At 68.0% G+C, this 22,248-nt stretch carries 18 protein-coding genes, 1 tRNA gene and 1 pseudogene; 8 read left to right on the top strand and 12 right to left on the bottom strand.

Annotated features, from left to right (window positions below; translation table 11 throughout):
• The first annotated feature begins 77 nt into the window (after nt 1-77).
• Nucleotides 78-1,175, top strand: coding sequence for a PP2C family protein-serine/threonine phosphatase (locus ACI79U_RS00870; RefSeq protein WP_457065119.1), 1,098 nt, complete (start codon nt 78-80; stop codon nt 1,173-1,175).
• A gap of 6 nt (nt 1,176-1,181) precedes the next feature.
• Here ACI79U_RS00870 and ACI79U_RS00865 read toward each other — a convergent pair whose 3' ends face one another.
• Nucleotides 1,182-1,976, bottom strand: a complete 795-nt coding sequence (locus ACI79U_RS00865) for an SDR family NAD(P)-dependent oxidoreductase (RefSeq protein WP_457065122.1) — start codon at nt 1,974-1,976, stop codon at nt 1,182-1,184.
• A 22-nt stretch (nt 1,977-1,998) separates the two neighbouring features.
• A complete protein-coding gene (locus tag ACI79U_RS00860) occupies nt 1,999-3,327 on the bottom strand; it encodes a M20/M25/M40 family metallo-hydrolase (protein ID WP_457065124.1) in 1,329 nt (442 codons plus the stop codon).
• An 88-nt stretch (nt 3,328-3,415) separates the two neighbouring features.
• Between ACI79U_RS00860 and ACI79U_RS00855 the strand changes: the two genes are divergently transcribed.
• Nucleotides 3,416-3,503: transfer RNA gene (locus ACI79U_RS00855), tRNA-Leu, on the top strand.
• Here ACI79U_RS00855 and ACI79U_RS00850 read toward each other — a convergent pair.
• Nucleotides 3,482-5,188: a recombinase family protein gene (locus tag ACI79U_RS00850; RefSeq protein ID WP_457065126.1), complete on the bottom strand. Its 1,707-nt coding sequence runs from the start codon at nt 5,186-5,188 to the stop codon at nt 3,482-3,484. The two genes, ACI79U_RS00855 and ACI79U_RS00850, sit on opposite strands and share 22 nt — an antisense overlap.
• 324 nt (nt 5,189-5,512) lie before the next feature.
• Nucleotides 5,513-6,919 (bottom strand): hypothetical protein, encoded by a 1,407-nt coding sequence (locus ACI79U_RS00845; RefSeq protein WP_457065129.1) that lies wholly within the window; start codon nt 6,917-6,919, stop codon nt 5,513-5,515.
• 653 nt (nt 6,920-7,572) lie between these two features.
• On the opposite strand from ACI79U_RS00845, the gene ACI79U_RS00840 reads away from it, so the two are divergent.
• Nucleotides 7,573-8,271, top strand: coding sequence for a hypothetical protein (locus ACI79U_RS00840; RefSeq protein WP_457065131.1), 699 nt, complete (start codon nt 7,573-7,575; stop codon nt 8,269-8,271).
• Between the two features lie 324 nt (nt 8,272-8,595).
• On the opposite strand, the gene ACI79U_RS00835 is transcribed toward ACI79U_RS00840, so the two are convergent.
• The 3 genes and pseudogenes from ACI79U_RS00835 to ACI79U_RS00825 form a co-directional block, all read right to left on the bottom strand.
• A complete protein-coding gene (locus ACI79U_RS00835; RefSeq protein ID WP_457065429.1) occupies nt 8,596-8,760 on the bottom strand; it encodes a hypothetical protein in 165 nt (54 codons plus the stop codon).
• A 6-nt stretch (nt 8,761-8,766) separates the two neighbouring features.
• Entirely contained in the window at nt 8,767-8,937 is a 171-nt protein-coding gene (locus tag ACI79U_RS00830) for a hypothetical protein (RefSeq protein ID WP_457065450.1), read from the bottom strand.
• A gap of 70 nt (nt 8,938-9,007) precedes the next feature.
• Nucleotides 9,008-9,286, bottom strand: a pseudogene (locus ACI79U_RS00825) (transposase); the annotation flags it as partial.
• A 64-nt stretch (nt 9,287-9,350) separates the two neighbouring features.
• Between ACI79U_RS00825 and ACI79U_RS00820 the strand changes: the two are divergent.
• Together ACI79U_RS00820 and ACI79U_RS00815 are read left to right on the top strand one after the other, a co-directional pair.
• Nucleotides 9,351-9,662, top strand: a complete 312-nt coding sequence (locus ACI79U_RS00820) for a hypothetical protein (RefSeq protein WP_457065133.1) — start codon at nt 9,351-9,353, stop codon at nt 9,660-9,662.
• A 469-nt stretch (nt 9,663-10,131) separates the two neighbouring features.
• Nucleotides 10,132-10,281 (top strand): hypothetical protein, encoded by a 150-nt coding sequence (locus ACI79U_RS00815; RefSeq protein ID WP_457065135.1) that lies wholly within the window; start codon nt 10,132-10,134, stop codon nt 10,279-10,281.
• A 442-nt stretch (nt 10,282-10,723) separates the two neighbouring features.
• Here the strand turns inward: ACI79U_RS00815 and ACI79U_RS00810 are convergent, their stop codons facing one another.
• Nucleotides 10,724-11,278: a hypothetical protein gene (locus tag ACI79U_RS00810; RefSeq protein ID WP_457065137.1), complete on the bottom strand. Its 555-nt coding sequence runs from the start codon at nt 11,276-11,278 to the stop codon at nt 10,724-10,726.
• Between the two features lie 1,669 nt (nt 11,279-12,947).
• On the opposite strand from ACI79U_RS00810, the gene ACI79U_RS00805 reads away from it, so the two are divergent.
• From ACI79U_RS00805 to ACI79U_RS00795, 3 genes are read left to right on the top strand one after another with little or no spacing between them, the layout of a single operon-like run.
• Nucleotides 12,948-13,142, top strand: a complete 195-nt coding sequence (locus ACI79U_RS00805; protein WP_457065139.1) for a hypothetical protein — start codon at nt 12,948-12,950, stop codon at nt 13,140-13,142.
• A 23-nt stretch (nt 13,143-13,165) separates the two neighbouring features.
• A complete protein-coding gene (locus tag ACI79U_RS00800; protein WP_457065141.1) occupies nt 13,166-14,296 on the top strand; it encodes a Mu transposase domain-containing protein in 1,131 nt (376 codons plus the stop codon).
• Complete coding sequence (locus ACI79U_RS00795) at nt 14,293-14,730, top strand: ATP-binding protein (RefSeq protein ID WP_457065144.1); 438 nt, start codon at nt 14,293-14,295, stop codon at nt 14,728-14,730. The genes ACI79U_RS00800 and ACI79U_RS00795 overlap by 4 nt, the downstream gene beginning before the upstream one ends.
• On the opposite strand, the gene ACI79U_RS00790 is transcribed toward ACI79U_RS00795, so the two are convergent.
• From ACI79U_RS00790 to ACI79U_RS00775, 4 genes are all read right to left on the bottom strand, one after another.
• On the bottom strand, nt 14,682-17,828 hold the full coding sequence (locus tag ACI79U_RS00790) for a hypothetical protein (RefSeq protein ID WP_457065146.1): 3,147 nt from the start codon (nt 17,826-17,828) through the stop codon (nt 14,682-14,684). The two genes, ACI79U_RS00795 and ACI79U_RS00790, sit on opposite strands and share 49 nt — an antisense overlap.
• Nucleotides 17,829-18,181: 353 nt before the next feature.
• A complete protein-coding gene (locus tag ACI79U_RS00785) occupies nt 18,182-19,537 on the bottom strand; it encodes an AAA family ATPase (RefSeq protein ID WP_457065148.1) in 1,356 nt (451 codons plus the stop codon).
• 8 nt (nt 19,538-19,545) lie between these two features.
• Nucleotides 19,546-20,928, bottom strand: a complete 1,383-nt coding sequence (locus ACI79U_RS00780) for a hypothetical protein (protein ID WP_457072777.1) — start codon at nt 20,926-20,928, stop codon at nt 19,546-19,548.
• Nucleotides 20,925-21,845 (bottom strand): hypothetical protein, encoded by a 921-nt coding sequence (locus ACI79U_RS00775; protein WP_457065152.1) that lies wholly within the window; start codon nt 21,843-21,845, stop codon nt 20,925-20,927. The genes ACI79U_RS00780 and ACI79U_RS00775 overlap by 4 nt, the downstream gene beginning before the upstream one ends.
• Between the last annotated feature and the right edge of the window lie 403 nt (nt 21,846-22,248).

Raw genomic sequence — 22,248 nt, 5'->3', positions numbered from 1 at the left:
GGCTGGATAGGGTGCACCGCGTCCGCTGGTGATCACCGTGTGTGGCCGACGGACTCCCACGACGAAAGGCATGCCCGGTGAACCGGCGACCGACGAGGCGGCACCTGTTGCCGCTGGGCATCCTGTTGGTCTTCACGCTGGCCCAGATCGCGCTGAGCCAGGGGCAGATCATCCTCGGGCTGGTCTGCATCGCACCGCTCACCGCCGCCAGCATCCTGGGCCGCCGCGCCACCGCCGGCTACGCGGTGGCCGCCCTCGTCGTCGCCCTGCTGCTGGGGCTGCACGAGGACCAGTACGGGCCGGACACGCTGCCGGCGATGCTCGTCCGGCTGGCGGCGATCGCGGCCGGGGGCGTGCTCGCGATGGGCACCGTGACCTTGCGGCTGCGCCGGGAGGCGCTGCTGACCCGGCTCAGCGCCGAGGCGGCCGAGTCCCGGGCGGCGGTGGAGCTCGCCGAGTCGCTGCAGCGGGCGCTGCTGACCGACCCGCCCGCCGCACCCGGGCTGCAGGTCGCGGTGCGCTACCTGCCCGCGGTGAAGAACGCCCAGGTGGGCGGCGACTGGTACGACGCCTTCCCGCTCCCCGACGGCGCCACCATGCTGGTGATCGGTGACGTGGCCGGGCACGACGTCGCGGCCGCGGCGACCATGGCCCAGGTGCGGGGCGTGCTGCGCGGCATCGCGCTCACGATCGCCGGCGGGCCGGACGGCACCTCCTCGGCGCAGGTGCTCAGCGCCCTGGACGGCGTGCTCGGCCGGCTGGGGCTCGACACGCTGGTCACCGCGGTGACCGCCACGACCAGCCCGACGCCGGGATCGACGGGCACGCTGCTGCGCTGGTCGAACGCCGGTCACCCACCACCGGTACGGGTGTCCGCCGGTGGGCGCGCCGAGCTGCTGGACCGGCCCGCCGAACTGCTGCTCGGGATGGCCGTCGACGTCCCGCGCACCGACCACCGGGTCGTGCTGGCAGCGGGTGACACCGTCGTCCTCTACACCGACGGCCTGGTCGAGCGCCGCGACGCCCCGCTGGACACCGGCACCGCCTGGCTGGTCGAGGAGCTCGGCCATCTCGCCGACCAGCCGCTCGAGCAGCTGTGCGACGCCCTGGTCGCCGGCATGTCCGGCCAGCTGGACGACGACGTCGCCGTCCTGGCCGTCCGCGTGGGTGGCTGACCGGTCTCAGGACCTGCCGGGTGGCAGCAGGCGCGGGGGCAGCGCGGCGGTCTGCCCGTCGGCGGTCTTCGCGCTGGGCACTCCCGGGAAGCGGAACGGCACCGCGCCGACGCCGGGCTGGACGACGTAGGCCGCCCCGGGCCGGGTGGCGGTCCACGCCGCGAGCAGGGCCTCGGCCACCTCCTCGGCGCTGAGCACCGGGAAGTCGACGGCGGTGAACGCCTCCCGCAGCGGGTCGATGATCGCGGTGTCGGCGAAGCCGGGGCAGACCGCGGAGAGGGTGATCCCGTCGCCCACCAGCCGGGGCGCCAGCGAGCGGACGAACGCGATGGCCCCGGCCTTGGCGATGCTGTAGCCGGGATCGGTGGCCTGGGGCGCGAGCCCGGCGAGCGAGGCGGTGACCACGATCGACCCCCCGCCGGCGCGGCGCAGCGCCGGCAGCGCCGCCTCGGTGCCGTAGACGACGCCCAGGAGATCGACGTCGACGACGTGCAGCAGGTCGTCGACGTCCAGCGGCTGCCGCCCGCTGCCGGCGATGCCGGCGTTGAGGAAGACCGCGTCCAGCCGGCCGTGGTCGGCCTCGACCTGGGCGACGACGGCGGCGTTGGCCGCGCGGTCGGTGACGTCCAGCGGCAGGAAGGCGGCCTCGAGGTCGGCGGCGGTCTGCCGCGCGCGCAGGCCGTCGAGGTCGGCGAGCACCACGGTCACCCCGTGCCGGCGCAGCAGTGCGGCCAGGGCGCGGCCGAGTCCGCCGGTGCCGCCGGTGATCAGGGCGACGCTGCCCGGTGTGATCGCAGTCATCCCGGCATCATCCCCGGGCCGGTCATGCGCCGCGCAGGAACCGGTCCAGCACCCGGATGCCGAACTGCATCGAGTCGATGGAGATCCGCTCGTCGATGCCGTGGAACAGGGCCGCGAAGTCCAGGTCGGCGGGGAGCTTCAGCGGGGAGAAGCCGAAGCAGCGCATGCCGAGGGTCTCGAAGCTCTTGGCGTCGGTGCCGCCGCTCATGGTGAACGGGACGGCGCGGGCACCCGGGTCCTCGGCCTGCAGCGCCTGGACCATCAGGTCGACGCTCGGCCCGTCGAACGTGGTCTCGACGGCCTGGTCGTAGGTGATCCACTCGCGGGTGACGCCCTCGCCGATGAGCTCGTCCAGCTGCTTCTCGAACTCGGCCTCCTGGCCGTACAGGAAGCGGCCGTCGATGGTGGCGCTGGCGGTGCCGGGGATGACGTTGGTCTTGTAGCCGGCGTCGAGCATGGTCGGGTTGGCGGTGTTGCGCAGCGCCGCGCCGATCATCCGGCTGATGCTGCCCAGCCGGGCGAGCGCCTCGTCCGGGTTGTCCGGGTCGATCTCCACCCCGTAGGCGTCGCCGACCTCGGCGAGGAACTGCCGCATCGGCGGGGTGAGCACGGTGGGCAGCCGGGTGGAGCCGATGCGGGAGACCGCCTGCGCGAGCCGGGTGACGGCGTTGTCCTCGTGCACGAACGAGCCGTGGCCGGGGCGGCCGGCGGCGGTGAGCTTCATCCAGGCCAGCCCCTTCTCGGCGGTCTGGACGAGGTAGAGGCGGAGGTCGTCGCGGACGGTGATGCTGAACCCGCCGACCTCGCTGATCGCCTCGGTGCAGCCCTCGAAGAGGTCGGCGTGGTGGTCGACCATGAAGTGCGCGCCGTACCTGCCGCCGGCCTCCTCGTCGGCGACGAAGGCCAGCACGATGTCGCGGTCGGGCTTGACGCCGGTGCGGGCCCAGTCGCGCACCAGCGCGAGGGTCATCGCGTCCATGTCCTTCATGTCGACCGCACCCCGGCCCCAGACGTAGCCGTCGCGCTGCTCACCGCTGAACGGGTGGACGCTCCACTCGGACGGGTCGGCCGGGACGACGTCGAGGTGGCCGTGCACCAGCAGCGCCGGGCGGTCGCGGTTGGTGCCCTCGATCCGGGCGACCAGGCTGGCCCGGCCGGGCTCGGACTCGTGGATGACGCTGCTGATCCCGACCTCGTCGAGCTTGGCCGCGACCCACTCGGCGGCCTTGCGCTCCCCCGCACTGGTGGCGGTGTGCCCGGTGTTCGTGGTGTCGATCCGGATCAGGTCGGACAGCAGGTCCGCGACCTCGGCCTGGGCGGTGGCAAGGGGCTGCGGGGTCGTCTCGGACATGCCGCCGATGGTGCCACCGGGGCCCGTCCCGAGTCGCCGCCGGGCTCCGTTATGCTTGCCCACGGCGCCCGAGAGGGTGGCCCACCTTGTCCGGGTGGCGGAATGGCAGACGCGCTAGCTTGAGGTGCTAGTGCCCTTTGCGGGGCGTGGGGGTTCAAGTCCCCCCTCGGACACCACGTTTCGCACACGCTTCGGCGGTGCTGATCTCCGCCTCGACCTCCTGTTCATCGTGGTCGTAGGTGAGGCGGAGACCGAGGTCGCGGTAGAGCGCCGCCTTCGTCGCCGGATCAGCCGTGTCGATGCGGGAGACGACAAGCGACATGTCGTCGACCACGCGCTCCAACTCCTCTCGACTCATGTGTTGCGGGACCGCGCCGTCCACGGTCGACAGATCGAGGCGTGCCTGTGCCAGATCCGCGGTTGCCTCGTTGATCCAGGCGCTGACGAGGGCGACGTCTGCTCCCTGCCCGAGGGCTGCCTTGTACTGGGCGAGTCGCTTCTCCGCGTCTTTCAGGCGGCCGGTGACCACCGCACGCTGGGTGGACTCCGCCAAGGACGGCCCGCTCGCGCCGGCGAGTGCTTCCATCGTCTGCTCCAGCCGCTCCGGAGCGAAGAAGCCGAGCAGCCACTCCTGCAGCAGCCGCACGAGCGTGTCCTCGCGGACGTTGACAGTGCTCGGATGCCCTTCCCGCTGAGCCGGGATCAGGTCCGCTGCGCGGCACCGGTAGTACAACGTCGGCCCGCGCCGATGACCTGCCATGCGACGCCCACAGAGACGACAGTTGAGAAGGCCGCGGAGTTGATAGGGAGACGCCGTGGCTCGCGCAGAGCGCGGCTTTGTGCCGCCCGCGGCGGCCGAGGACGTGAGGAGACTCTGCACCCGGTCGAACGCTTCCTGGGAAACGAGCCCCAGGTGCGCGGGGCGCGTACTCGCGACAACTCTCTCCGGTGCACTGCGCTGAAACCGGGTGACGGTACCTGCGGCCACGTCGGTCGGGTCGAGCAGTCGCTCGACCCGGTGCCAGCGACCCCACACCTGAGTGCCCGTGTAGCGAGGATTGGTGAGCACCGCCCGGACGGTCGAAGCCTGCCAACCATCGCCCAGGCGGTGCGGATTGCGCCTCGGGTCATGAGCGGAGGGGCACGGGACGCCCTCGTCGTTGAGCCGCCCGGCGATGCCACGCAACCCGGTGCCCCCGAGATAGAGATCGAAGATTCGTTGGACCACCGGTCCGGTCAGGGGGTCCGGTTCGAGGACGTGCAGCGTGATGCCATCGACGGCCTTGCTCGGGTTCGGGTGCGGGCCGGCGCTCGCGATGACGTACCCGTAGGGCGGCCTACCTCCCAGGAAGCGGCCCTGATTGATGGTCGCGGCTTCCATGGCGCCGATGACGCGCTTCTGGATGCGGCGGCGCTCGGCCTTTCCCAGCCCTCCGAAGATCACCATCATGAGTTCGTGGATGTCGGAGTCGGGGTCGACGCGGCCACCGACGTCCGGGACCCACAGGTCGACGCCGTAGTGCTGGAGGAGCGGAAAGGTGTTCGCGAACTGCGACCCGTAGAACGCCCGCTGTGGCTCGCCGACCACGATCGCGTCGAACGGCTGGTCTGGGGCAGCGATGGCGGCCAGAAGTCGCGTCGCCTCCGGACGGCGCTGCCACGGCAGCGACCGGCTGTATCCCACGTCGAAGAAGTTCTCGACGATTTCGCCGTAGCCCTGGACCAACTGGCTGGCTCCGCGGTGCTGCCACCCGAGACTGGTCTCCGGGTCCTGGAGGTCCTCGGTGGAGCAGCGGCCGTAGAACGCGAAGCGCAGCGGCACGGGCGCTACCGAGTGGAGGTGGCTGGTCGGGCGGCTCATGAAGCCTCCTTGATCATGTCGGGGTCCGACCCATGGTCGATCACAGGTCCGACAGGTCGGAGGATCTGCAGCAGCAGTCGAGCGGCGGACGGGTTGAGAACGGGGTAGTCGTTCGGGGGGCGGAAGGTGATGGCTCCGCCTGCCTCGGAGCGTTCGTCTTGAGTCATGGGCCTGCAATCGGCCGACGGTGCTTCGATTCGGGCGGTTCAGGGCCGAAAACTGGTCACACGTTCGGGTGAATCAGCAGGCTCGGTCGGCGCGCCTGGGCTGACCTGGCGCCTGATAGCGCATCGGCCGGGCGCACCGCCCCCGTGGCTGGGCCGGTCAGGCCACGTCCGGGCGGTCCTCTCGGGTGGGGACCGGCGAGCCGCTCGGTTGCGTCACTTGTGGCTGTACCCGCTTGCCGCGGTGGAAGGCGTGTCGTTCCGACTCCACCTGCTTCTGGCGGCTGCAGAGGATCCCTGCGAGACCCAGCGTGGCCGCCCAGGTATCGAGGTCGTCTACAAGCGAGTCGACGTGCGTGCTGGCGAGGCTGATCCGGTCGTCGTCCTCCTCGACCAGGACGGGTCCTCGCTTGTGCGTCGACCGTCCGAATGCGAGTAGGTCCGCGAGCACGGGCTCCAGGTCCTTCTCCGTCCTGCCGGCAACGGTGGCGAGAACACGGCGGGACAGACCCTCGGTGTTCGTCGCGAGCAGGCTCATCACCAGCGCGGTCGTGAGCCCCAACCCCTTCGAAGGTCCACTTCCTGCAGGACCCGACGGGACGTCAGGAACAAAGAGGTCGTGCCGGAGAATGTCCATGTCGGGAGGAAGCACGGAGCGGACCAGCGCCACATCGCTCATAGATCTCTCCCCGAGAGAAGAGATCTGTGAGCACGACGCCACCTGTCCACGCGGGCGGAGTACGTAGGTCGCCGCATCGCCTCGACTCCCTCTGTTCAGGCGTGCGATGAGGCTGCGCCGACCCTCGTCGTCTCCGTCCAAGCCGCAGAGGGCGCGCAAGCGCCGGGAGAGCGGGCGCTGCGACCAGTTGGTGAGCAGCGTGAGACTTCGTCCCGACGCCGCAACCAGGATGCCGTCGCGACCGACGGTGAGTGGGAGGGCGCTCAGGTGGTCCCGGGCGAGCGCGTCGAGGGCGTAGAGGACGACCCGCTCTTCCACTGACTGTCTGCCTGTTGACAGGAGCCGGAGCCCGGCTGGCAGAAACGCGTCGTGAGTGATGCGCTCCCTGAACTCGTCCAGCAGCGCAAGGACGTCGCGGTCATGGCGGGGCTCCGCATGGCGGCCCTGTCGCGGGTCGGCCGGCCGCTGTGTTACGCGGGTGATGGCCTTGCACCAGGCTCGATCGAACTGGCGGGCCCTGCCGCGCTGCGCATCGAGCCACCAGTGGCCCGGTGTGCCCGAACTACGCCACTCGTGGAGAGCCCGCTCAACATGAACCCGGCTCCAACCTGCGTTGGCGAGCCCCGTCAAGACTGTCTGGAACGCAGCCCAAGGCGTGAGGCCCTCCTCTGCATGTGGCCCCTTGGTGAGGATCGTCCAGACCCTCTCGGAGGGCATCGCCGCGTCATCGGCGAGCCAGACAGGTCGTCGTCGGTCGAGATCCTGGCGGGCCAGGGCTGCCGGCCTTACCGCATCGAGGGCCTGCCGCGCGTGCGGTCGCGGGCCGCGTACTCCCCGTGGATACAGCAGTGCTCGGACGTTGTGGCGTTCGTTCGCATTCGTGTCCATGTGCGCCCTTTCCGAGTCCGGACTGTCCGGACGCCGGCCTGTAATCGGCAGATAAATCGGCCGACCGGACGAAAGTGCGAAGTGCCGGCCAAATACCCTATTTCGGGCGCTTCGCCGCGTACGCGACAGCCCATGCGACTTTGCCGCCGGGCCTTCTTTAGTGATGAGCGTCACCACCACGACCCGGTTCGGACTGTCGAAGTGGTCAATTCGGCGCACTCTTATGCCGATGCCGAGCCCATGGCGTCATTCACTCCACCGCACCCAACGGACATCACTGGCGAATGCTATTGCGCCTCCCACGATCGGTATCGCTTGGAGAAACGGCGGACACTCGAAGCCAAACTCGCTGGCTATCGGCACTTGTTAACGGAGTACCACGAGACGTACGACGAGCTGGGCGTCCCTCGGGACCCTCAGTCCAACCGGGAACTGGACATGTGGCACACCCGCCTGGAGGAGTTGGAGAGCATGTGCGAGGCCATCCACGGCGAACTGTCAGAACTAGAGGCTTAAATGGCCGACTCTGGACCCGTAGCCGAGCGCCGAACAGTCAGGCCCGTTGGGCAGGTGGTCCAGCCTTCCGGGAGGTCGTGCGAAGAAAGCTTCGCGGAGTGGTCGCGTCCACGGCGAAACTGGCCGATCGTCACTACATGACCTCCTCGATCGTCCTCCCGTTCAAGTCCTTCTTCGCCCCGGCCAGTCGCGTGGTGTTCGATGAGACATCCTCCGGCCTCCGGATTCGTACGACGGCATTTATGGAGCCGACCGCCTGGCGCCACGCGTCCTCCCCCGACTGTGGTCACTTGGCCCGCCTGACGATTCTTCTGGCGCCTGAGGCTGCAGACAAGTTCGACGACTTCGCCGAGCAGTGCGCCCTGGGGACGGACACCTGGTGCACCGTTGACGTCACCGCGACGGTCGAGATGGACGGTCAAGTTGTTCGCACCGCGAAGCGCATGGAGTTGGAGTGCTTCGCGGGCGATGACGATGCCCTGCTGCGGCTGCCGCGTTTACTTGGCGAGTCGGCACCAACGTCAACTGCCGAGCACGCTGCCGTGACGATCAGCCTTGCCGACGCCATTCGGTTGTCGAAGGCCCGTGCTCTGTGGTTGGCGGGGGCGCGGCCTCTCTCGCACCTCAACCTCATGGTCGATGCTCTGATCCAACCGTCGGAGGTGGCGGGTCTCATGGACCAAAGCCGTACGACGCGCCTGCGTCATCTACATATCCTCGCGACCCTCACGCAGCCCGCGGCTCCCGGGGGCATCACCATCCCAGCCGACGCGGATCTCTACGCCATCGAGGAAGCGGACGTCGCTGTTGGGCTCGAGTGGGCGCATAGGCACTGAGACGCTTCAGGGAGCTCGTTCCCGTCTAGCGGCCGAGCATTCCTCGACCGGCGACGGTTGACCCGGCATCCGCCCTCTACGTAGCAGCGTTAGGCCGCCGACGTCAGGGAGACGGGGGCTGGTGACTTGGCAGCACAGCTCGCGCTGTCTGGACTCAGCCAGCCCGCGAGCGGGCCAACCTCTCGGCTCACCGTGAACTGACTCGACTGGCTCACCTGGCACGACGTCGAAGCGGCGGTCGAGTCAGCGAGGGGGCGCCTCCCGTCGGCGCACCGGGGCGCGGAGCGACCGACGACGAAGCCGGCCGATTGTCTCGCCCCGGGTTCAGTAGAGGCTCGGAACTGACGCGGCGACGGTAGTCGCCGCGGTTTTGTGCCGGTGGAAATTATCCTCGCGCTCGGCTGGTGGGACGAGTCGGATCTCGCCGTGCATGCGTCGGTGGTTGAACCAGTCGATGTACTCGGCGGTGGCAGTCTCGAGGTCGTCGATGCCCTTCTAGGGACCGCGGTTGTGGACCAGTTCGGCCTTGAACACTGAGTTGAACGCCTCGGCCAGAGCGTTGTCGTAGGAGTCCCCGGTCGAGCCGGACGAGGCGACCGCGGCGACCGCGGCGACCGCGGCAGCCTCGGCCAGCCGCTGGGTGTAGCGCACGGCGACGTACTGCACGCACCAGGCCGCCGAGGTCGCGGCCGGCGCGCCGGCGGGTCCAGATGCCCATCTCGAGTGCGCGGGTCCAGATGCCCATCTCGAGTGCATTGAGGGCCAGGTCGGTGCGCAAGCTGCGGGACAGCTGCCAGCCGACCACGCGGCGGGAGTAGACGTCGGTGACGGAGGCGGCGTAGACCCAGCCGGTGAACGTCCGGCAGTAGGTGATGTCGGCGACCCACAGCTGGTCCGGGCCGGTCGCGGTGAAGGCGCGTTCGACCAGGTGTGGCCGGCTGTCCGCGCCGCTCCCGAGGATCGTGGTCCGCGGTCCCTTCGCCCGGGTGATGCCGCGCAGCCCGGCGGTGCGCATCAGCCACTCGACCGTGCACCGAGCCACGGCGTAGCCGCTGGAAGGGCGGCATCGTGTGGACGGCGTGGATTCGGACGCCGATCCGCGCGTGCTGCTGCTGGGCCACCCGAACTACCGGATGCCCACTGTCATTGACGTTCATGAAGCCCTTCGTGATCCGGACCGTCCGGACGCCTGCCTCCTATCGGCAGACAGGGGTGGCCACCCGACCGAAACCGTGATCATTCGGCTGACATCACCCGACCGCCGCACCGAGAGTCTGCTTACCGCTTCAGTGACGGTCGCTCAGCGCCGATGCCTATACCGTGTGCATGTCCTCTACGGTGCCAGCGAGATCGTTCATGGCATCGGATACTCGCCTAACCATCACGCCTGAATCACCGGGCCTGCAATTGCGGACGACCACGGTAGTGACCGCAACACGCTGGGGCGCGCCGACGGAGACATGCAGCGGCCACCTGTTTCGTCTTCGAATCGGCCTCTCCGACTCCGCGGCGCGCGATTTCACGGACTTTGGTCGTCGGGTCGGAGCTGGCGCCCAATACGACCGCATCTGTCTACCTGCGGAGGTCGCTCTGGTGGTGGACGGTTCCCCCATCGCCATCGGATGCGACGTGACGGCAGTGTCCGACTGCGACTGCGAAGAGGACGTGACACTCTCGTCGCCCCTCGACGGGGAGCACGGCGAGCGCTCCGAGCGAGTGGCGCTAGCGCTTTCACGCGCTGACCTGAGGGCTTGGGCCACGGCCAGTGCACTCTGGCGTGAAGGGGTTCGCCCATTGGCCGACCTGCGCTTGATCGCGGAAACGCGACCTAGCCGGAACGACATTCCTAGTCTCATGGCGATGAGCCAGACGGAGCGCAGGGCGAAGCTCGAGCTGCTCGCTGCACTGCAGGGTGCGGAGATCGCTGAATGCGGGCCCGCTGACCTCGATGCCTTCTGTATCGAGGATGCGGGCGTTGCGGTGGACCTGAGCATGCGCTGCGTCCACTAGATGTCACGCCCCGCTGGAGGCGAGTCGGAACCCGTGCGTCGAGATTGTGCTGTCGCCGCTCGTCGGTAGCGCGGCGACCCAGGACAAGCCCCAGGCCTGGCTGACCGAATTTCACGTCAGGCCAAGGGTGCATTGAGAGCCCAGAGTCGTTGCGCTCCCCCGTCCTCCCGCGTGCCCGCGGTCTTGACCCAGCCCCGCCTGTACACGGACGCAATTTGGCACTGCCGTCTCGTCGCTGGAAGCGGCCCCTCTTTTCGCACCGTCATCAGCGTCGTGGAGGTACCGGCCGAAGGTGCCCCGGTCCTGTTGGCGCGTGGTAATGCTCGAAGCCGGCCAGAATGCGCTACTGCACCCAGGGAGTCTCGGAGGCTGTGCAGTAGGGACGCACCGCGGCCGCCTGCCTGCCCGGCTCAGCAAGAGCTCGGGACAGGAACTCCGGCGCTTAGTCCCGGTACCACGGCTCCTTGCGGCGCAAGTCCCTCCGTCGCCTCAACTCAGCGATAGGAATAACTTCGGCGTCCGAGCCGCGGGGAGTCTGGTTGTCCTCAGGTGTTTCATCGAGTGACTCATCCGACAAAAGAGAACACCACAGCGCCTCACGGTCACTCGCGGAAAGCCCATGCGGATCGTCGGCCGCAGGCATGAGGGAAGGCGACCCCCACGAGTCGAATACTCGATACCCCGGCATTGCCGCGACGGTCGCGCGCACATCGCCGGAGCGATCAGTGCGAGTCTTCCACCCGCGGCCGTGCCAATCTGCCACCACAATCCTAGAGAAGTCCTGTCCGAGGGCGGCATCACCGGTTCTCGCGAGATGAACCGAAAGATCCAGGCAGAAGCGGACCAGATGGTCCTTCTCGTCGTCCGAGAGTTCAACAGCCTCGTGCATGGTGGCGTTGTGATCCTCCCAGTTGTAGTCTTCCGGGTTGAGTTGTGGATCTGTGGCGCAGTAGTGGGCCTCGAGCAAACAGACAGCAAGGCGGGCAAGGTGCTTCATGGAAGAAATCCTCGGTTGGTGATGGAGTAGGACAATCACGCAATCGGCGGCCCGCCAGCATGACCATCCTTTACGCGACTCACTCCTTTGAGTGAAACAATGGACGCGCCATCGACTTGGGCCGGAACTGCAGACTCGCCGCAGGCCCGGTCGTCGACAACGCACGTCCGGCCGCCTCGCACAGTTCGCTGTGGTGCATCATCAACTGCGCGCCTGCTGCGGACCTCAAGCCTGGGCAACTACGGGACCACTTCTCGCTGTCTTCGCCGACGCGGCGACATCCATGCTTGACGAAACACGGGCTCGTCGAACCGTTCCTGTCGGCCATCGCTAGCGACGACGACGCGGCTAGGGGCGCTTCATAACCTCGTCCGCTCGGCCGAAGCTTCGGCTGGCAACGCAGGGCCCATGAGCACTCACGATCTCCGGTCCGCCCGGGTCGGAGTCGAGCTGCTGACGTATCGCAGGCGCCAACCACCCGGTGCCGGCGATAAGCGGATGACGACCTCGGCGGCTCGCAACAGTCGTCGACTCACGAGAGTCTCGTCGAGCCTAAGCACGAACAGGCGACCGTAGCTTGCCACGGATGCGAACGCTCCATCACTGCTGGCAATTCAAAAGTACCTGCCGCCCCGACGCGCCTGCTTCTTGGCCCGGTGCAGAAGGCTCGGTCAGCCCGGTCGGGTTGCCACCCACCAGAAGCCACGTGGAATCCACTGCGACGCACAGCCTCGGCCGAGGCCCTCAGTAGGCCGGGGTGGCCCGACGCAAACCGGCGAACATTCGGGCCGCCCAGGCGTCCGAGGAACTGCGCGAGACTGGGAAAGGTGTCTCGCCTTCTAGAATGGTTGTCCCGGTCCCAGAGGATGGTCACCCCGCCATCGACCCGCGGCTCCATGACGCCAGCCATGGGCCTGTGCTGCCCTGCGCGTACGACATCTCTTGCGATGCGGTCCCTGGCAGGCGATTCGGCGAACCAGTAAAGCGATGCCTCAGATGAACGCGAGTTGCGGCAGTTCGAGAACGAGTACGGATCGTGAATACTTACGGCATTGGACTCCAGGCCAACTAGCGGGGGTCTAGCGGGTTCGGAGGCGCTCATGGCCACCTGCGAGCGCAGCGTCGCCGGCATCGCCGCAATCCGGTGTTCCCCCTACGGACCCCGCAGAGGCGCACCGGCATCAGGCGCCGCGCCGCTAGAGAGTGCCTTCAGAGGTTGCCCGCCGCGGAACCTGAACGCGCCCCAACGTCGGATCTATGAAGCGGCTGCCCGCCTCGAAGATCACCGAGATGTTCGGCTCCCTGAGCAAGTCCAGCATGCCTTGAGCCGGCGACTCGGGCAGCAGGACTGCGAGGCTCGGACGTGGCGTGATCGGCCCCGGTAATCCATCAACTGGCCAACCGCATACCGAACGTACTCACGAGAGCTCTTGGCCTTCGCCTCGATCAGAACGTTCTGCGCGGGGTCGAAGAGGTCAACGCGAAGGGCGCCGGACCCGGAGGGAAGTAGCACGCTCGACATGCCTCGCCCCTGACGGCGCTCATCTGAACTTCCCCAGACCTGCTCACTGAAAGCTTCCACCCGTGGAGCTCCGCCAGAGACGGCGGGGGCTCCTCCGAGGATGGCGGTCTCTGACCACCGCACCACCTCGAAGGAGCCCTGCCTCTCATGCTCACGCGGGAAGACGACATCGACGTGCACGCGCTACGTCGCCAGGGCTGGACGATCTCGGCGATCGCCCGGCACCTGGGTCGCGACCGCAAGACCATCCGGGCCTGCCTGAGCGGCCGCCAGGCCGGGGTCCGGGCCCCGGCCGGCCCGGACCTGTTCGACCCGTTCGTCGACTACTGCCGGGCCCGCTGACCGAGGACCCGCACCTGTGGGCCATGACCCCGTTCGACGAGGTCGTCGACCTGGGCTACGACCGGGCCTACTCCACCTTCACCCGCCAGCTGCGGGCCCGGAACCTGCGCCCGGCGTGCCAGCCGCGCGCCCCGACGAAGGGCCGGCCGGCCGCGGTGATCGACCACCCGGCCGGGGAGGAGACCCAGTGGGACTGGGTCGAGGTGCCCGACCCGCCCGCCGCCTGGGCCGCGGCCGGCTATCAGGGCAGGGCGTTCCTGCTGGTCGGGGCGCTGGCGCACTCCGGCCGCTGGCGGGGCGTGCTCTGTTCCTCGATGGAGCAGCCAGTCCTGATCGACGCCCTCCACCGGGTCTGCGCCGGGCTGGGCGGGCTGAGCAGGGTTTGGCGGTTCGACCGGATGGCGACGGTCTGCCACCCCGGCTCGGGGAAGGTGAGCGCCTCGTTCGCCGCGGTCGCCAAGCACTACGGCGTCACCGTGGCGATCTGCCCGCCGCGGCGCGGCAACCGCAAGGGTGTGGTGGAGAAGGCCAACCACACCGCCGCCCAGCGCTGGTGGCGCACCCTGGCCGACGACGTGACCGTCGAGCAGGCGGAGGCCTCACTGGACGAGTTCTGCGCGCCCCGCGGCGACGCCCGGCTTCGCACACTCGGCGGCCGACGAGGCACCGTCTCCAGCTTCCTGGCCGATGAGCGGTTGGCGCCGCTGCCGGCGCCGTTCCCCGCGGTGACCACCGTCGAGCGGAAGGTGAGCGCGCAGGCCCTGGTCGCCTACCGCGGCAACAGCTACTCGGTGCCACCAGAGCTGACCGGCACGACGGTGACCGTGGCCCACCGCCTCGGCGCCACGAGCATCGACATCAGCACCGGCCCAACCACCGGCCGGCTGCCGACGGTGGTCGCCCGCCACCGGCTGGCCGCCGACGGGACCCGGGTGATGGTCCGCGACTCCGGCCACATCACCGCGCTGCAGACGGCCGCGCTGGCCGCGTTCTCCACCGCCGCCCCGCACCGGCGCAAGCAGCGCATCCCACCCGGCCCCGCGGCCCGAGCGGCCGCCGACCACCTCCGCGAGAAGACCGCTCATCCCGGTCAGGTCGTCATCGATCTGACCGCCTACAATCGCGCCGCCCGAGGAAGGAACACCCTCCGATGACCACCGAACGGAGCACCGCGACGCAGGCCAGCGTCTACCAGCAGCTGCGCGGGCACCTGGCCACCCTCAAGCTGCACGCCGCCGCCGAAGCCTTGCCCGGCGTGCTCGACGCCGCCCGCGCCGAGAACCTCAGCCTGACCGCCGCCCTCGAGCGCCGCCTGGCCCTGGAGGTCTCCGACACCGAGGCCCGCCGGCTGGCCGGCCGGCTCCGGTTCGCCTCACTGCCCTCACCGGCCAGCCTGGACGACTTCGACTACGACGCCGCCCCCGGCCTCGACCGCGCACTCATCGCCGAGCTGGCGACCTGCCGCCACCTGGAGACAGCGATGGCCCCTCCGTGCCTGGGAAAGAGGGGCAGGCAGTTGTCGCAAGCGCCGGACCGGAGTCAAGCCACTGACGCATCTGTCCCGGGCATGCCGTCGGCGGTCTCTTGATGGTCACGTTGTGCGTGCTGCCTGCGCCCGGCGGCTCGCTGAGCGAGCACGTCCGGCGCGTAGCGCAAGAGGTCTGCGTCCCGTCGTTCGCATGCTTTCAGGTATGGCACTGGGAAGACTGGGCTTAGCGCGTCCGGCATGCGCCTGCAGGTCGAGCACAGGACGCCGTCGGGCACCTCGAAGATCCGGGCTGGTGTGTCGAGCCGCCCCGGACAGCCAGCATGTGGGCAGGGACGCAGGCCCAGCCGACGATGCTTGCGACAGTTGGCGCGGCAGCCATCGAGGAGACATGTCCTGCGCTCCAGCAGTGGGACGGTCGTTGGCCGAGCCACCAATAGATGATTGACGAGATTGGGGTAGCCGCCAGTCGCCAGGATGGTCTCCGCAATTTCGGAACCGGGCGCGGAGGAATCCTGAGCGCTTACGAGCATGCGCATGACGGCTGCGGTGGGCTCATGATGGTAGGCCCATGTGCTGGCATCACCACGGCGCACAGCCGATACGGGCCCATCGTACCAATTCTGCGCCGCGCCCAAACCGAGGTAGGCACGCGCAACGAAGGTTGCAAACGCTTCGTCAAGGTTCGGCGGAGCGACATCGCCATGGATGGCGCTCCAAATGGCCCGCCGAACGTCTGCTATCGGAATTCGCATAGCCACGCTGGCCACCTTGGGGGTCAACAGGTAGCCGTGCTCATGGGCCAGTCGCGCAAGGTGTGCTGCCCCAGCAAGGCGGATTTGCTGTCCCTGTGCGGATGCGGGGCCGTCCATCCAATTCCATGTCGGCAGTAGGCTGACGAAATCCGAGCCCTGGGCCATGATCTGCTCGACGATCTCCGCGCTCCGCGCCTCGGACCGCCGCCTGGCACTTTCCGCGCGGGACTCCGGTGGCGCTTCTCCTCGTTGCGGAGGAAGCGCCCAGCCTCGGATCGGAGCCGTCCCGTGGCCGCCCTGCAAGATCAGAACGCTGCCACTCTCGCCGGGAACGGCAATCTCTACGTCGAAGTGCACCCGCTGAACCTCGGTGCGTTCGACCCTTACGCGGAGCACCTCCTGAAGCCCGCTGGCGAACTGTGGATCAACGAGTGGGGCGCCCCGGAGGCGGTCGATGACCAGTAATAGGCCCTGCAATTCCGATGCGAACGCCGAGTCCGACGGGGCCGATTGGTCGTCTGGCGCAGCCGTGGTCTCGCTAGAGCGAGCCTTCTCGATCATGGCTATGCGGGCGCGAACTGCCTCGATCTCGGCCTCTGCCTTCTCGAGGCGCTGTCGAATGTTGGCGCGGTAGGCAGCAGGATCGCCAATCGGCGGCTCACTGAGCATGTCATACGCCATTGTGCGTGCCGTCTCGGCAGCCGTCAGTGCCTGGTTCTCGCGCGCCATCGGGTCATGGGTCCCCATCCGCCGACGACGGAAGAGTGGCCTGACGGGCGCGTAGTCCGCCTCTATCTCGCCGTCGGTTCGTGGACGGACGCGGGCGCGAAGCATGTCGGTGGCGACGTCGGCAACTGCGCGATGCAAGTCGACCGCGGCGACCGTGCCACACAAATCGCCGATCTCGCCGGTCCCCCACCGCCAGGCGACGCGATCGCCCGTGCATGGGCGGCGCCGGAGATCGTAGGCAGGCTGGGCCGTGCCGCCCAACTTCAGGTGCCGGGAGATGAGCCGGTACTCGAAGTCCCCGTCACTGTAGCCGCTGATCTCTCCAAGAAGGGGAAGCGTTCCCCGCGACTTAGCTGCCGAGATGATTTCCCCGTGCTTCCGGCCCTTCTCGATCCACCTGTCGACTGCGGCTCGCGCTCGTCTCAGGTCGTCTTCACTGGCGAAAGGCTCGGCTGGCGACGGCAGCTCTGCGCGAAGCAAAGCTACCGTGTCACCGGACTCCTCCTCCCAATGCCGAATTCCGGGAACGTTGACAAACGCCCCCTTCGGCATCCGCGTCTCCCACTCCAGGACGGAGGACTCCCAAGCCGACAGCCAGCGGTCGAGGCGATAGGTATCCAAGGACCGTCCGTCGACAAGCAGGCGGTCCCCGTCCTGCGACGTCATGCGCGGCGCCGGCGCATCTGGCCGAGGGAGCGACCAATCACGCAACAGCGCGTCGACGGACTCCGGATCCCATGTCCAACGCCTCACCGGACTGAGCATCGGGGAGACCAACTTGGAGGTTCGCAACACCTGTCGCAGCGTGTCCTGCGACTCATAACCCATGGCGTGGATCAGCAGCCGCACCAGAGGCGCCGCCGCCTCGTCCAGCACGGCACGGGTCGAGCCGCCGTCCCGGCGCCAACCGGGAGGCAGGGCAGCGTGGGTGATGGTCACATGGTTATCGCGGCTGCGGACGAGCTTGCCTCCCACCTGCGCCTGGACCAAGTTGTCCCTGTCGATGGCGGAGAAGAGGCCTTGGAAGTAAAAGTCCAGGTGTCCTTCCGTAGTACGCGGGTCGGTTTCACGCCCACTCGAGTCCACGACGCGATGGACGTGATCAACTAGCGTCTGCTGCATTTGACCCATGAACCGGAATGCACGGATCATTCGGCGATTCGATGAAAGGTGCAGATACTCCGGCTGATGAGCTCCGACGAGTGCTCGGAAGACCTCGGTGAACCAGTTGCTGGTGTCCTCATCGGAGGCGTCTAACGCGCCGGGCTTGTACGCGGCCACCTGTGCTCGCTGCTCTTCCAGGGTCAGGGGCGTCTCCCGCAAGGTTCCGGGCAAGGCATGGGCGCCATGCGTCACCCGACGGTGACGTCGTCGATGTCCCGTCCCAGTCGCGGTCGCGGACGCCAGAAAGACAGCGACGAACACCTCATCTGCTGACATTGGATCCTCGTTTGTCAGCCACAGCGTCGTCAATGTTGCACCGCTCGGCCCCTCATAGACCGACGCCCCATGGGCGGCCGGGTGAAGGACGAGGTCCTTGTCGATGTCGAAGAGTCTCTCCTTAGCCCATGAGGGGAGCGAGGCATAGGTCTGACTCAACTGGTGCCCCAGGTCGTCCCCGCCCGCAACATTCGACAGGCGAGCGCAAGCCATGCGCTTCGCCCGGCGTGATGGCCGACCGGCCCGCGTGGAAAGGGCGATGTCTCGAACGTTCATGCTTGTCAGCGTTCCTTTAGGCCTTAGGTGATCCGGTTCCATGCTGGGATCGGGTCGTGCGACTCGTCACTGAAGGCACCGTCAAAGAATTCTCCGGACCGCTTTCCATGACCGGCTCGCCGTCGCTGCTAGGGGACCAGACCGCGTCGATCGCCCGTAGACATTCAAGCCAGCCGCCGACCACAGCCCCCCTGTGCGGAGACCAGTTCTCGCGCGAACCGGGCAACGCGGACGTGACGTTCGGCGTCCGTGGAGAGCCGACGTTTCGCATGTCAATCAGCTCCTCACCTCGACATCTCGTATGGACTGCTCCCCTAGTCCGCAGGCATCCCACTTCTTGGCAGGAGCGGGCGTTAGGCGATCACGCTGGCGCCGACGTCATCGAGCCGCTCCATGAGCCCCACGTGCGCCAACCAGCCGGCGAGGAATCGATCACGCTCCCCCGGCCACGGCGCCTCCGGCGACAGCGGCGGATTATCTAGCACCCTGCGCAACCCGCCCCGGCCGACAATGATGCAGGCCTGCCGGTGGCGACTCAGTCCGACGCATAGCCTCCCCAGGTCCAGGCTGAAGCCGTCGGTGTCCTCGACGCCGCTGAGGGGGTGCCACTGGAGGGAAATCGGGAACTCAAGCCCCTGCGACCCGTTGTAGGTGCGAACTTTGACGTCGCCGAAGCCAGCGGCTGACAGGGTTTGCGCGGTGACACGTTGTTGGACCTCGGTGGACACCATGACCCCGATGTCAGCCACTCCCAGCGGCCGGGTGCCATCTCGCTCGCACGTAGTGGTTGCGGTGCGCGACAGCAGTGATGTGACGATCGCCGTCACGCCGGCGGCCGTTTGTGGGTCGGCTGCCTCTAGCGGATCGCCAGGCAGCTGGAGGAACCCCAGCCCAAGTGCGGCCGCTCGGTCTACGCACTCGTCGGCCGCCTGTGCATTGCTGCTCAGCGACTGGCGCGGGCCGACTGTCAGGACGCGATCTTCGTCCTCGGCTGCGGACTGAACTCTCCGGCCATAGAACGGCTCCAGTAGCTGTGCCCCCGAATTCGGCAGGCGCCAGGTCCAGTCGAATTCGAGCACGCCCAGATCGCACCCTTGAGTGCGCGCCGAGGCGACGATCGATGTGACGGGATCGTCGGCGCCCAAGAAGGGCGACGTGCCGAGGCGAGTGAATACGGCGATCTGTGCTGGATCGCCGATGAACGCCCAGCGCTTGGCCGCGGTGAGCGCGTTGAGCGCTTCCGGGGTCGTGCCGACCTGGAATGCCTCGTCGATGAAGCCGACGTCGAAGGTGCCTAGCTCTTGCGCCTCCGTCTTCGCCAGCTTCCCTGCCTGGTACACCGTCGTAACGACGCAGCGCGCACGTGCCAGAGCGCGCACATCGTTGCCCGAGATAAGTCCCGGAGGTGGCTTACCGATCTCCTCTCCGACGGCGGCGTAGTGCAGAACCGTGAACCCTCGGCCTTGCAGTCGGTGGGCGAGGTCGCGGACCTGACCGTTGGTGAGTGCGACAACGAGGATCCTGGCCTCATGTTGTATCGCCCGAGCCACGGCGTCGGTTAGGTGGTGGGACTTGCCGGCTCCTGCGAAAGCCGATACGAGGACGTGGTCGTGGTGAGCGAGCGGACCACCGCTGGTGCGGTCGATGGCCCAGTCACCGAGGAGGCGACCCACGGAGGCGGCACGTTCGGTGACCTGAAGGTTCGGCATGGCGACTCCTAGGCAGCTTTGGTTGGACGGCGGCCGCGCGCCATCGGATGGGTGGGCGGAGCTGTATCGGGTCCGCCGATCGGCGGCGGCCCCGGAGGAGGCACAGGCACGAGCCAGAAGTCGCCGTCGGTCAACCGCGTCGCCGCGTTGACCCCCGACGTCACGCGGTCACCGCCGATGTGGAGACTCAATTGCCAACCTCCGCCCGGCACGGCGCTCATGGCGGTCACCAGCGCGCGGATCTTGGTGCCGACGATGCCGACGAGCGCGTCTGGTGACGGCGGAACGGCCGCCTTCGTTGTGGCGTCGATGTCGACGGTCTTGGACCGCCCCCATTGATGGACAGTGAAGGCGAGTTTCGCCCGCACCGCCTTGCCCTCCGCCGCCATCTCGGCCGCGATCATGGGATCCTCCTGGGCCGCGTTGGCCTCGAACTTGGCCCAGGCGCGCTCGAGACGGGCCACCATCACCGCCGCGGATGCGAGCGCGGGCTGTGCCCTGCGCCGTCGGCGCGGACCACCGGTACGCACCGGGCCGATCCGGTCAGCCCACGCTCTGCACGCCTCCCCCGCCGCGGTTGTTGCGCACTGCGCCTCCGGGATGCCGGTCACGTGCGCCCAGGCGCGGCTGCACCGATCCCACGTCTCTTCGAGGATCTTGTGAACGACAGGCGCGGAGTCGGCGCCGGACTGGCGAGCTAGCCACACCGGTTTGTCGAGGGCGTCCGGATTGCCGTGCGGTCCTGACTCGGCGCGGTGCGCGAACCTCAACTGCTCGTTGGAAACGCCTTTGACGCCGGCATCGAGTAGCGCGACGCTTACCGCCAACTTCGCCTCTTCTAGCCTGCTCAGGTCAAAGGCGTAGTGCTGGGCCAGGGTCTCAGCGAGCGGCACGACGAGCGCCTGCCCCGGCTGGTGACGCTGGTCGGAGAGGGCCCAGAGCTCTTCGCCGAGTCGGTGCCAGCGCTCGTCGAGTTTGGGGTTGTAGCGCCAGTCGTAGGCTAGGTGGCTCAGCGCGGTGAGCACGTCAGCTCCGGCGACAAGGAGTTGCGGGGCGTCGGCCGTGACGTACTTGGTGCGGCGGGTGCGCTCATCCGTGACTTGCGTGACCTGGTGTTCGTCCAACCACACCAGCAGGGCATCGCGTAGCGGTTGCAAGCGCGCTGCCACGTCGGCTCGATCCAGCGGGTCAGGACACGCGATGACGTGGGTGGGCGGGCGCCCGGGAATGCCGAAAGCCACTCCGATCACGGAGAAGTCGTTGGCGGCGTACTGGAAAAGGACTAGTTGCCGCGGGTTGCTCTGGGCGTGGACCAACCGACGAGAGCGGGCCTGCACCGCGGTCCGCCTTCTACCGGCCTGCGCTTGTAGAACTTCTCGGACGGCGTTCACGGGTGCTCCCCCACCTCGGAGCTAGCGGGCGCCCGTGCCGGCAGGCCTGCGTCTGCACGCGCCGCGTCGATGAGCGCGGATGCTTCAGATAGCCGAGTGGCCACCGGAATATGGGCCGGGTCGGTCGGGGTCGCCCCGTCCGCCCAGGCAAGGGCTGTGCGGATGCTGCCAGCGCGAGCGAGCAGTCGGGTTGGGCCCAGCCGCGCGGGGTCGTCGTTGGCGGCTTCCAGACAGTAGAAGGCGGCCCCACACGTCTGAAGACAACTCGGTGTGTACGAGGTGCCATAGGCGGCCGTCAGGTTCTTGAAGGCTGACAAGCGGCTCGCCGGGTCGGTATCAGAGGTGATGCCCTTGAGTAGTGACTCCGGCGACGGAAGTGACCCCAGGAGCGCCTCAGCGGATGCGACGCGGGATTCCAGGGTGAGGACTCGGTCAGCGTTTGCGTGACGGGTAGCCAGCGGTTTCATGCCGCGACCGGTTGCGCAGACGACGACGACTTCCTCAGAAACACAAGAGGAATCGAATCCGAGACTCGTGACGATGCGACGCAACGCGATCTGGGAAACAGCTGTCTGCTCGAGCGCCGTGGCGATCTTCGCTGCAGGATAGTGACCGGCGCGGATGCGGAAACCCTTGAGCTCGACCGGCTCCAGACGCCCTTCAAGGCCCAGGAGTACGAGCGCATCAGGACGGATGTGCACGCTCCGGCCCGCGAAGTCGAAAGACAGAACGGGCTGGACGATGAGGATGACCGTCGTGTCCCCATGCAACATCTGTTCGATGCGCTGGCGGGTTAACGCTGGCCAGTCGGCATCGTCCATCGTCGAGGCCGCCTCGACTCGGCCGTTGCCCACGTCCAGGCCCGCTTCGCTGAGTGCAGTCAGCAACGGCCCGTATGAGCCGTCGTCGCCGGCCACGCTGCGTTCGAACATAAGGCCAGCAGCGAATGCAGGCAGAGATTTCCCCATTCCCGGGTCGTAGTCAGTTCTGGCCAACAGCCGATCGAAGTCGACCGGCAGCTGCCCCGTAGGACACCCCGGGTTAACACCCGCGCGTGCGAGCCAGCGGGCGTCGATGGGTCTTTCGAAGGCGTGTGGAGTTGGCATCTGGTTCAGACCTGACAGCTGCCACGGAGCCGGCTGGAATTCATGTCCGAGAGCCTTCAGTCGCAGCGCGAGCCCTGTCAAAGGGCGGAGCGAGCACAGCGGTCGATGGCATACATGCAGGTGGCAGGGTTGCGCTCTGGCTCGAAAGTCCAGGTCGAGCGCCGCCCAATGGACCACTTAGCATAGCGGTGGACAGGGCAGAAGTGTGACCTAA

The organism is Modestobacter sp. SYSU DS0904 (assembly GCF_054051115.1).
Note: the sequence above shows the minus strand (reverse complement) of the source record. Positions and strands in the feature narration are given on the sequence as shown.

Bases quoted from the DNA above. Each gene is read 5' to 3' on its own strand.
- ACI79U_RS00790 (WP_457065146.1), bottom strand. From the start codon at position 17,828: ATGAACGTTCGAGACATCGCCCTTTCCACGCGGGCCGGTCGGCCATCA.
- ACI79U_RS00815 (WP_457065135.1), top strand. From the start codon at position 10,132: ATGAGCCAGACGGAGCGCAGGGCGAAGCTCGAGCTGCTCGCTGCACTG.
- ACI79U_RS00795 (WP_457065144.1), top strand. From the start codon at position 14,293: ATGACCACCGAACGGAGCACCGCGACGCAGGCCAGCGTCTACCAGCAG.
- ACI79U_RS00865 (WP_457065122.1), bottom strand. From the start codon at position 1,976: ATGACTGCGATCACACCGGGCAGCGTCGCCCTGATCACCGGCGGCACC.
- ACI79U_RS00840 (WP_457065131.1), top strand. From the start codon at position 7,573: ATGACCTCCTCGATCGTCCTCCCGTTCAAGTCCTTCTTCGCCCCGGCC.
- ACI79U_RS00810 (WP_457065137.1), bottom strand. From the start codon at position 11,278: ATGAAGCACCTTGCCCGCCTTGCTGTCTGTTTGCTCGAGGCCCACTAC.
- ACI79U_RS00805 (WP_457065139.1), top strand. From the start codon at position 12,948: ATGCTCACGCGGGAAGACGACATCGACGTGCACGCGCTACGTCGCCAG.
- ACI79U_RS00860 (WP_457065124.1), bottom strand. From the start codon at position 3,327: ATGTCCGAGACGACCCCGCAGCCCCTTGCCACCGCCCAGGCCGAGGTC.
- ACI79U_RS00800 (WP_457065141.1), top strand. From the start codon at position 13,166: ATGACCCCGTTCGACGAGGTCGTCGACCTGGGCTACGACCGGGCCTAC.
- ACI79U_RS00845 (WP_457065129.1), bottom strand. From the start codon at position 6,919: ATGGACACGAATGCGAACGAACGCCACAACGTCCGAGCACTGCTGTAT.
- ACI79U_RS00850 (WP_457065126.1), bottom strand. From the start codon at position 5,188: ATGAGCCGCCCGACCAGCCACCTCCACTCGGTAGCGCCCGTGCCGCTG.
- ACI79U_RS00785 (WP_457065148.1), bottom strand. From the start codon at position 19,537: ATGCCGAACCTTCAGGTCACCGAACGTGCCGCCTCCGTGGGTCGCCTC.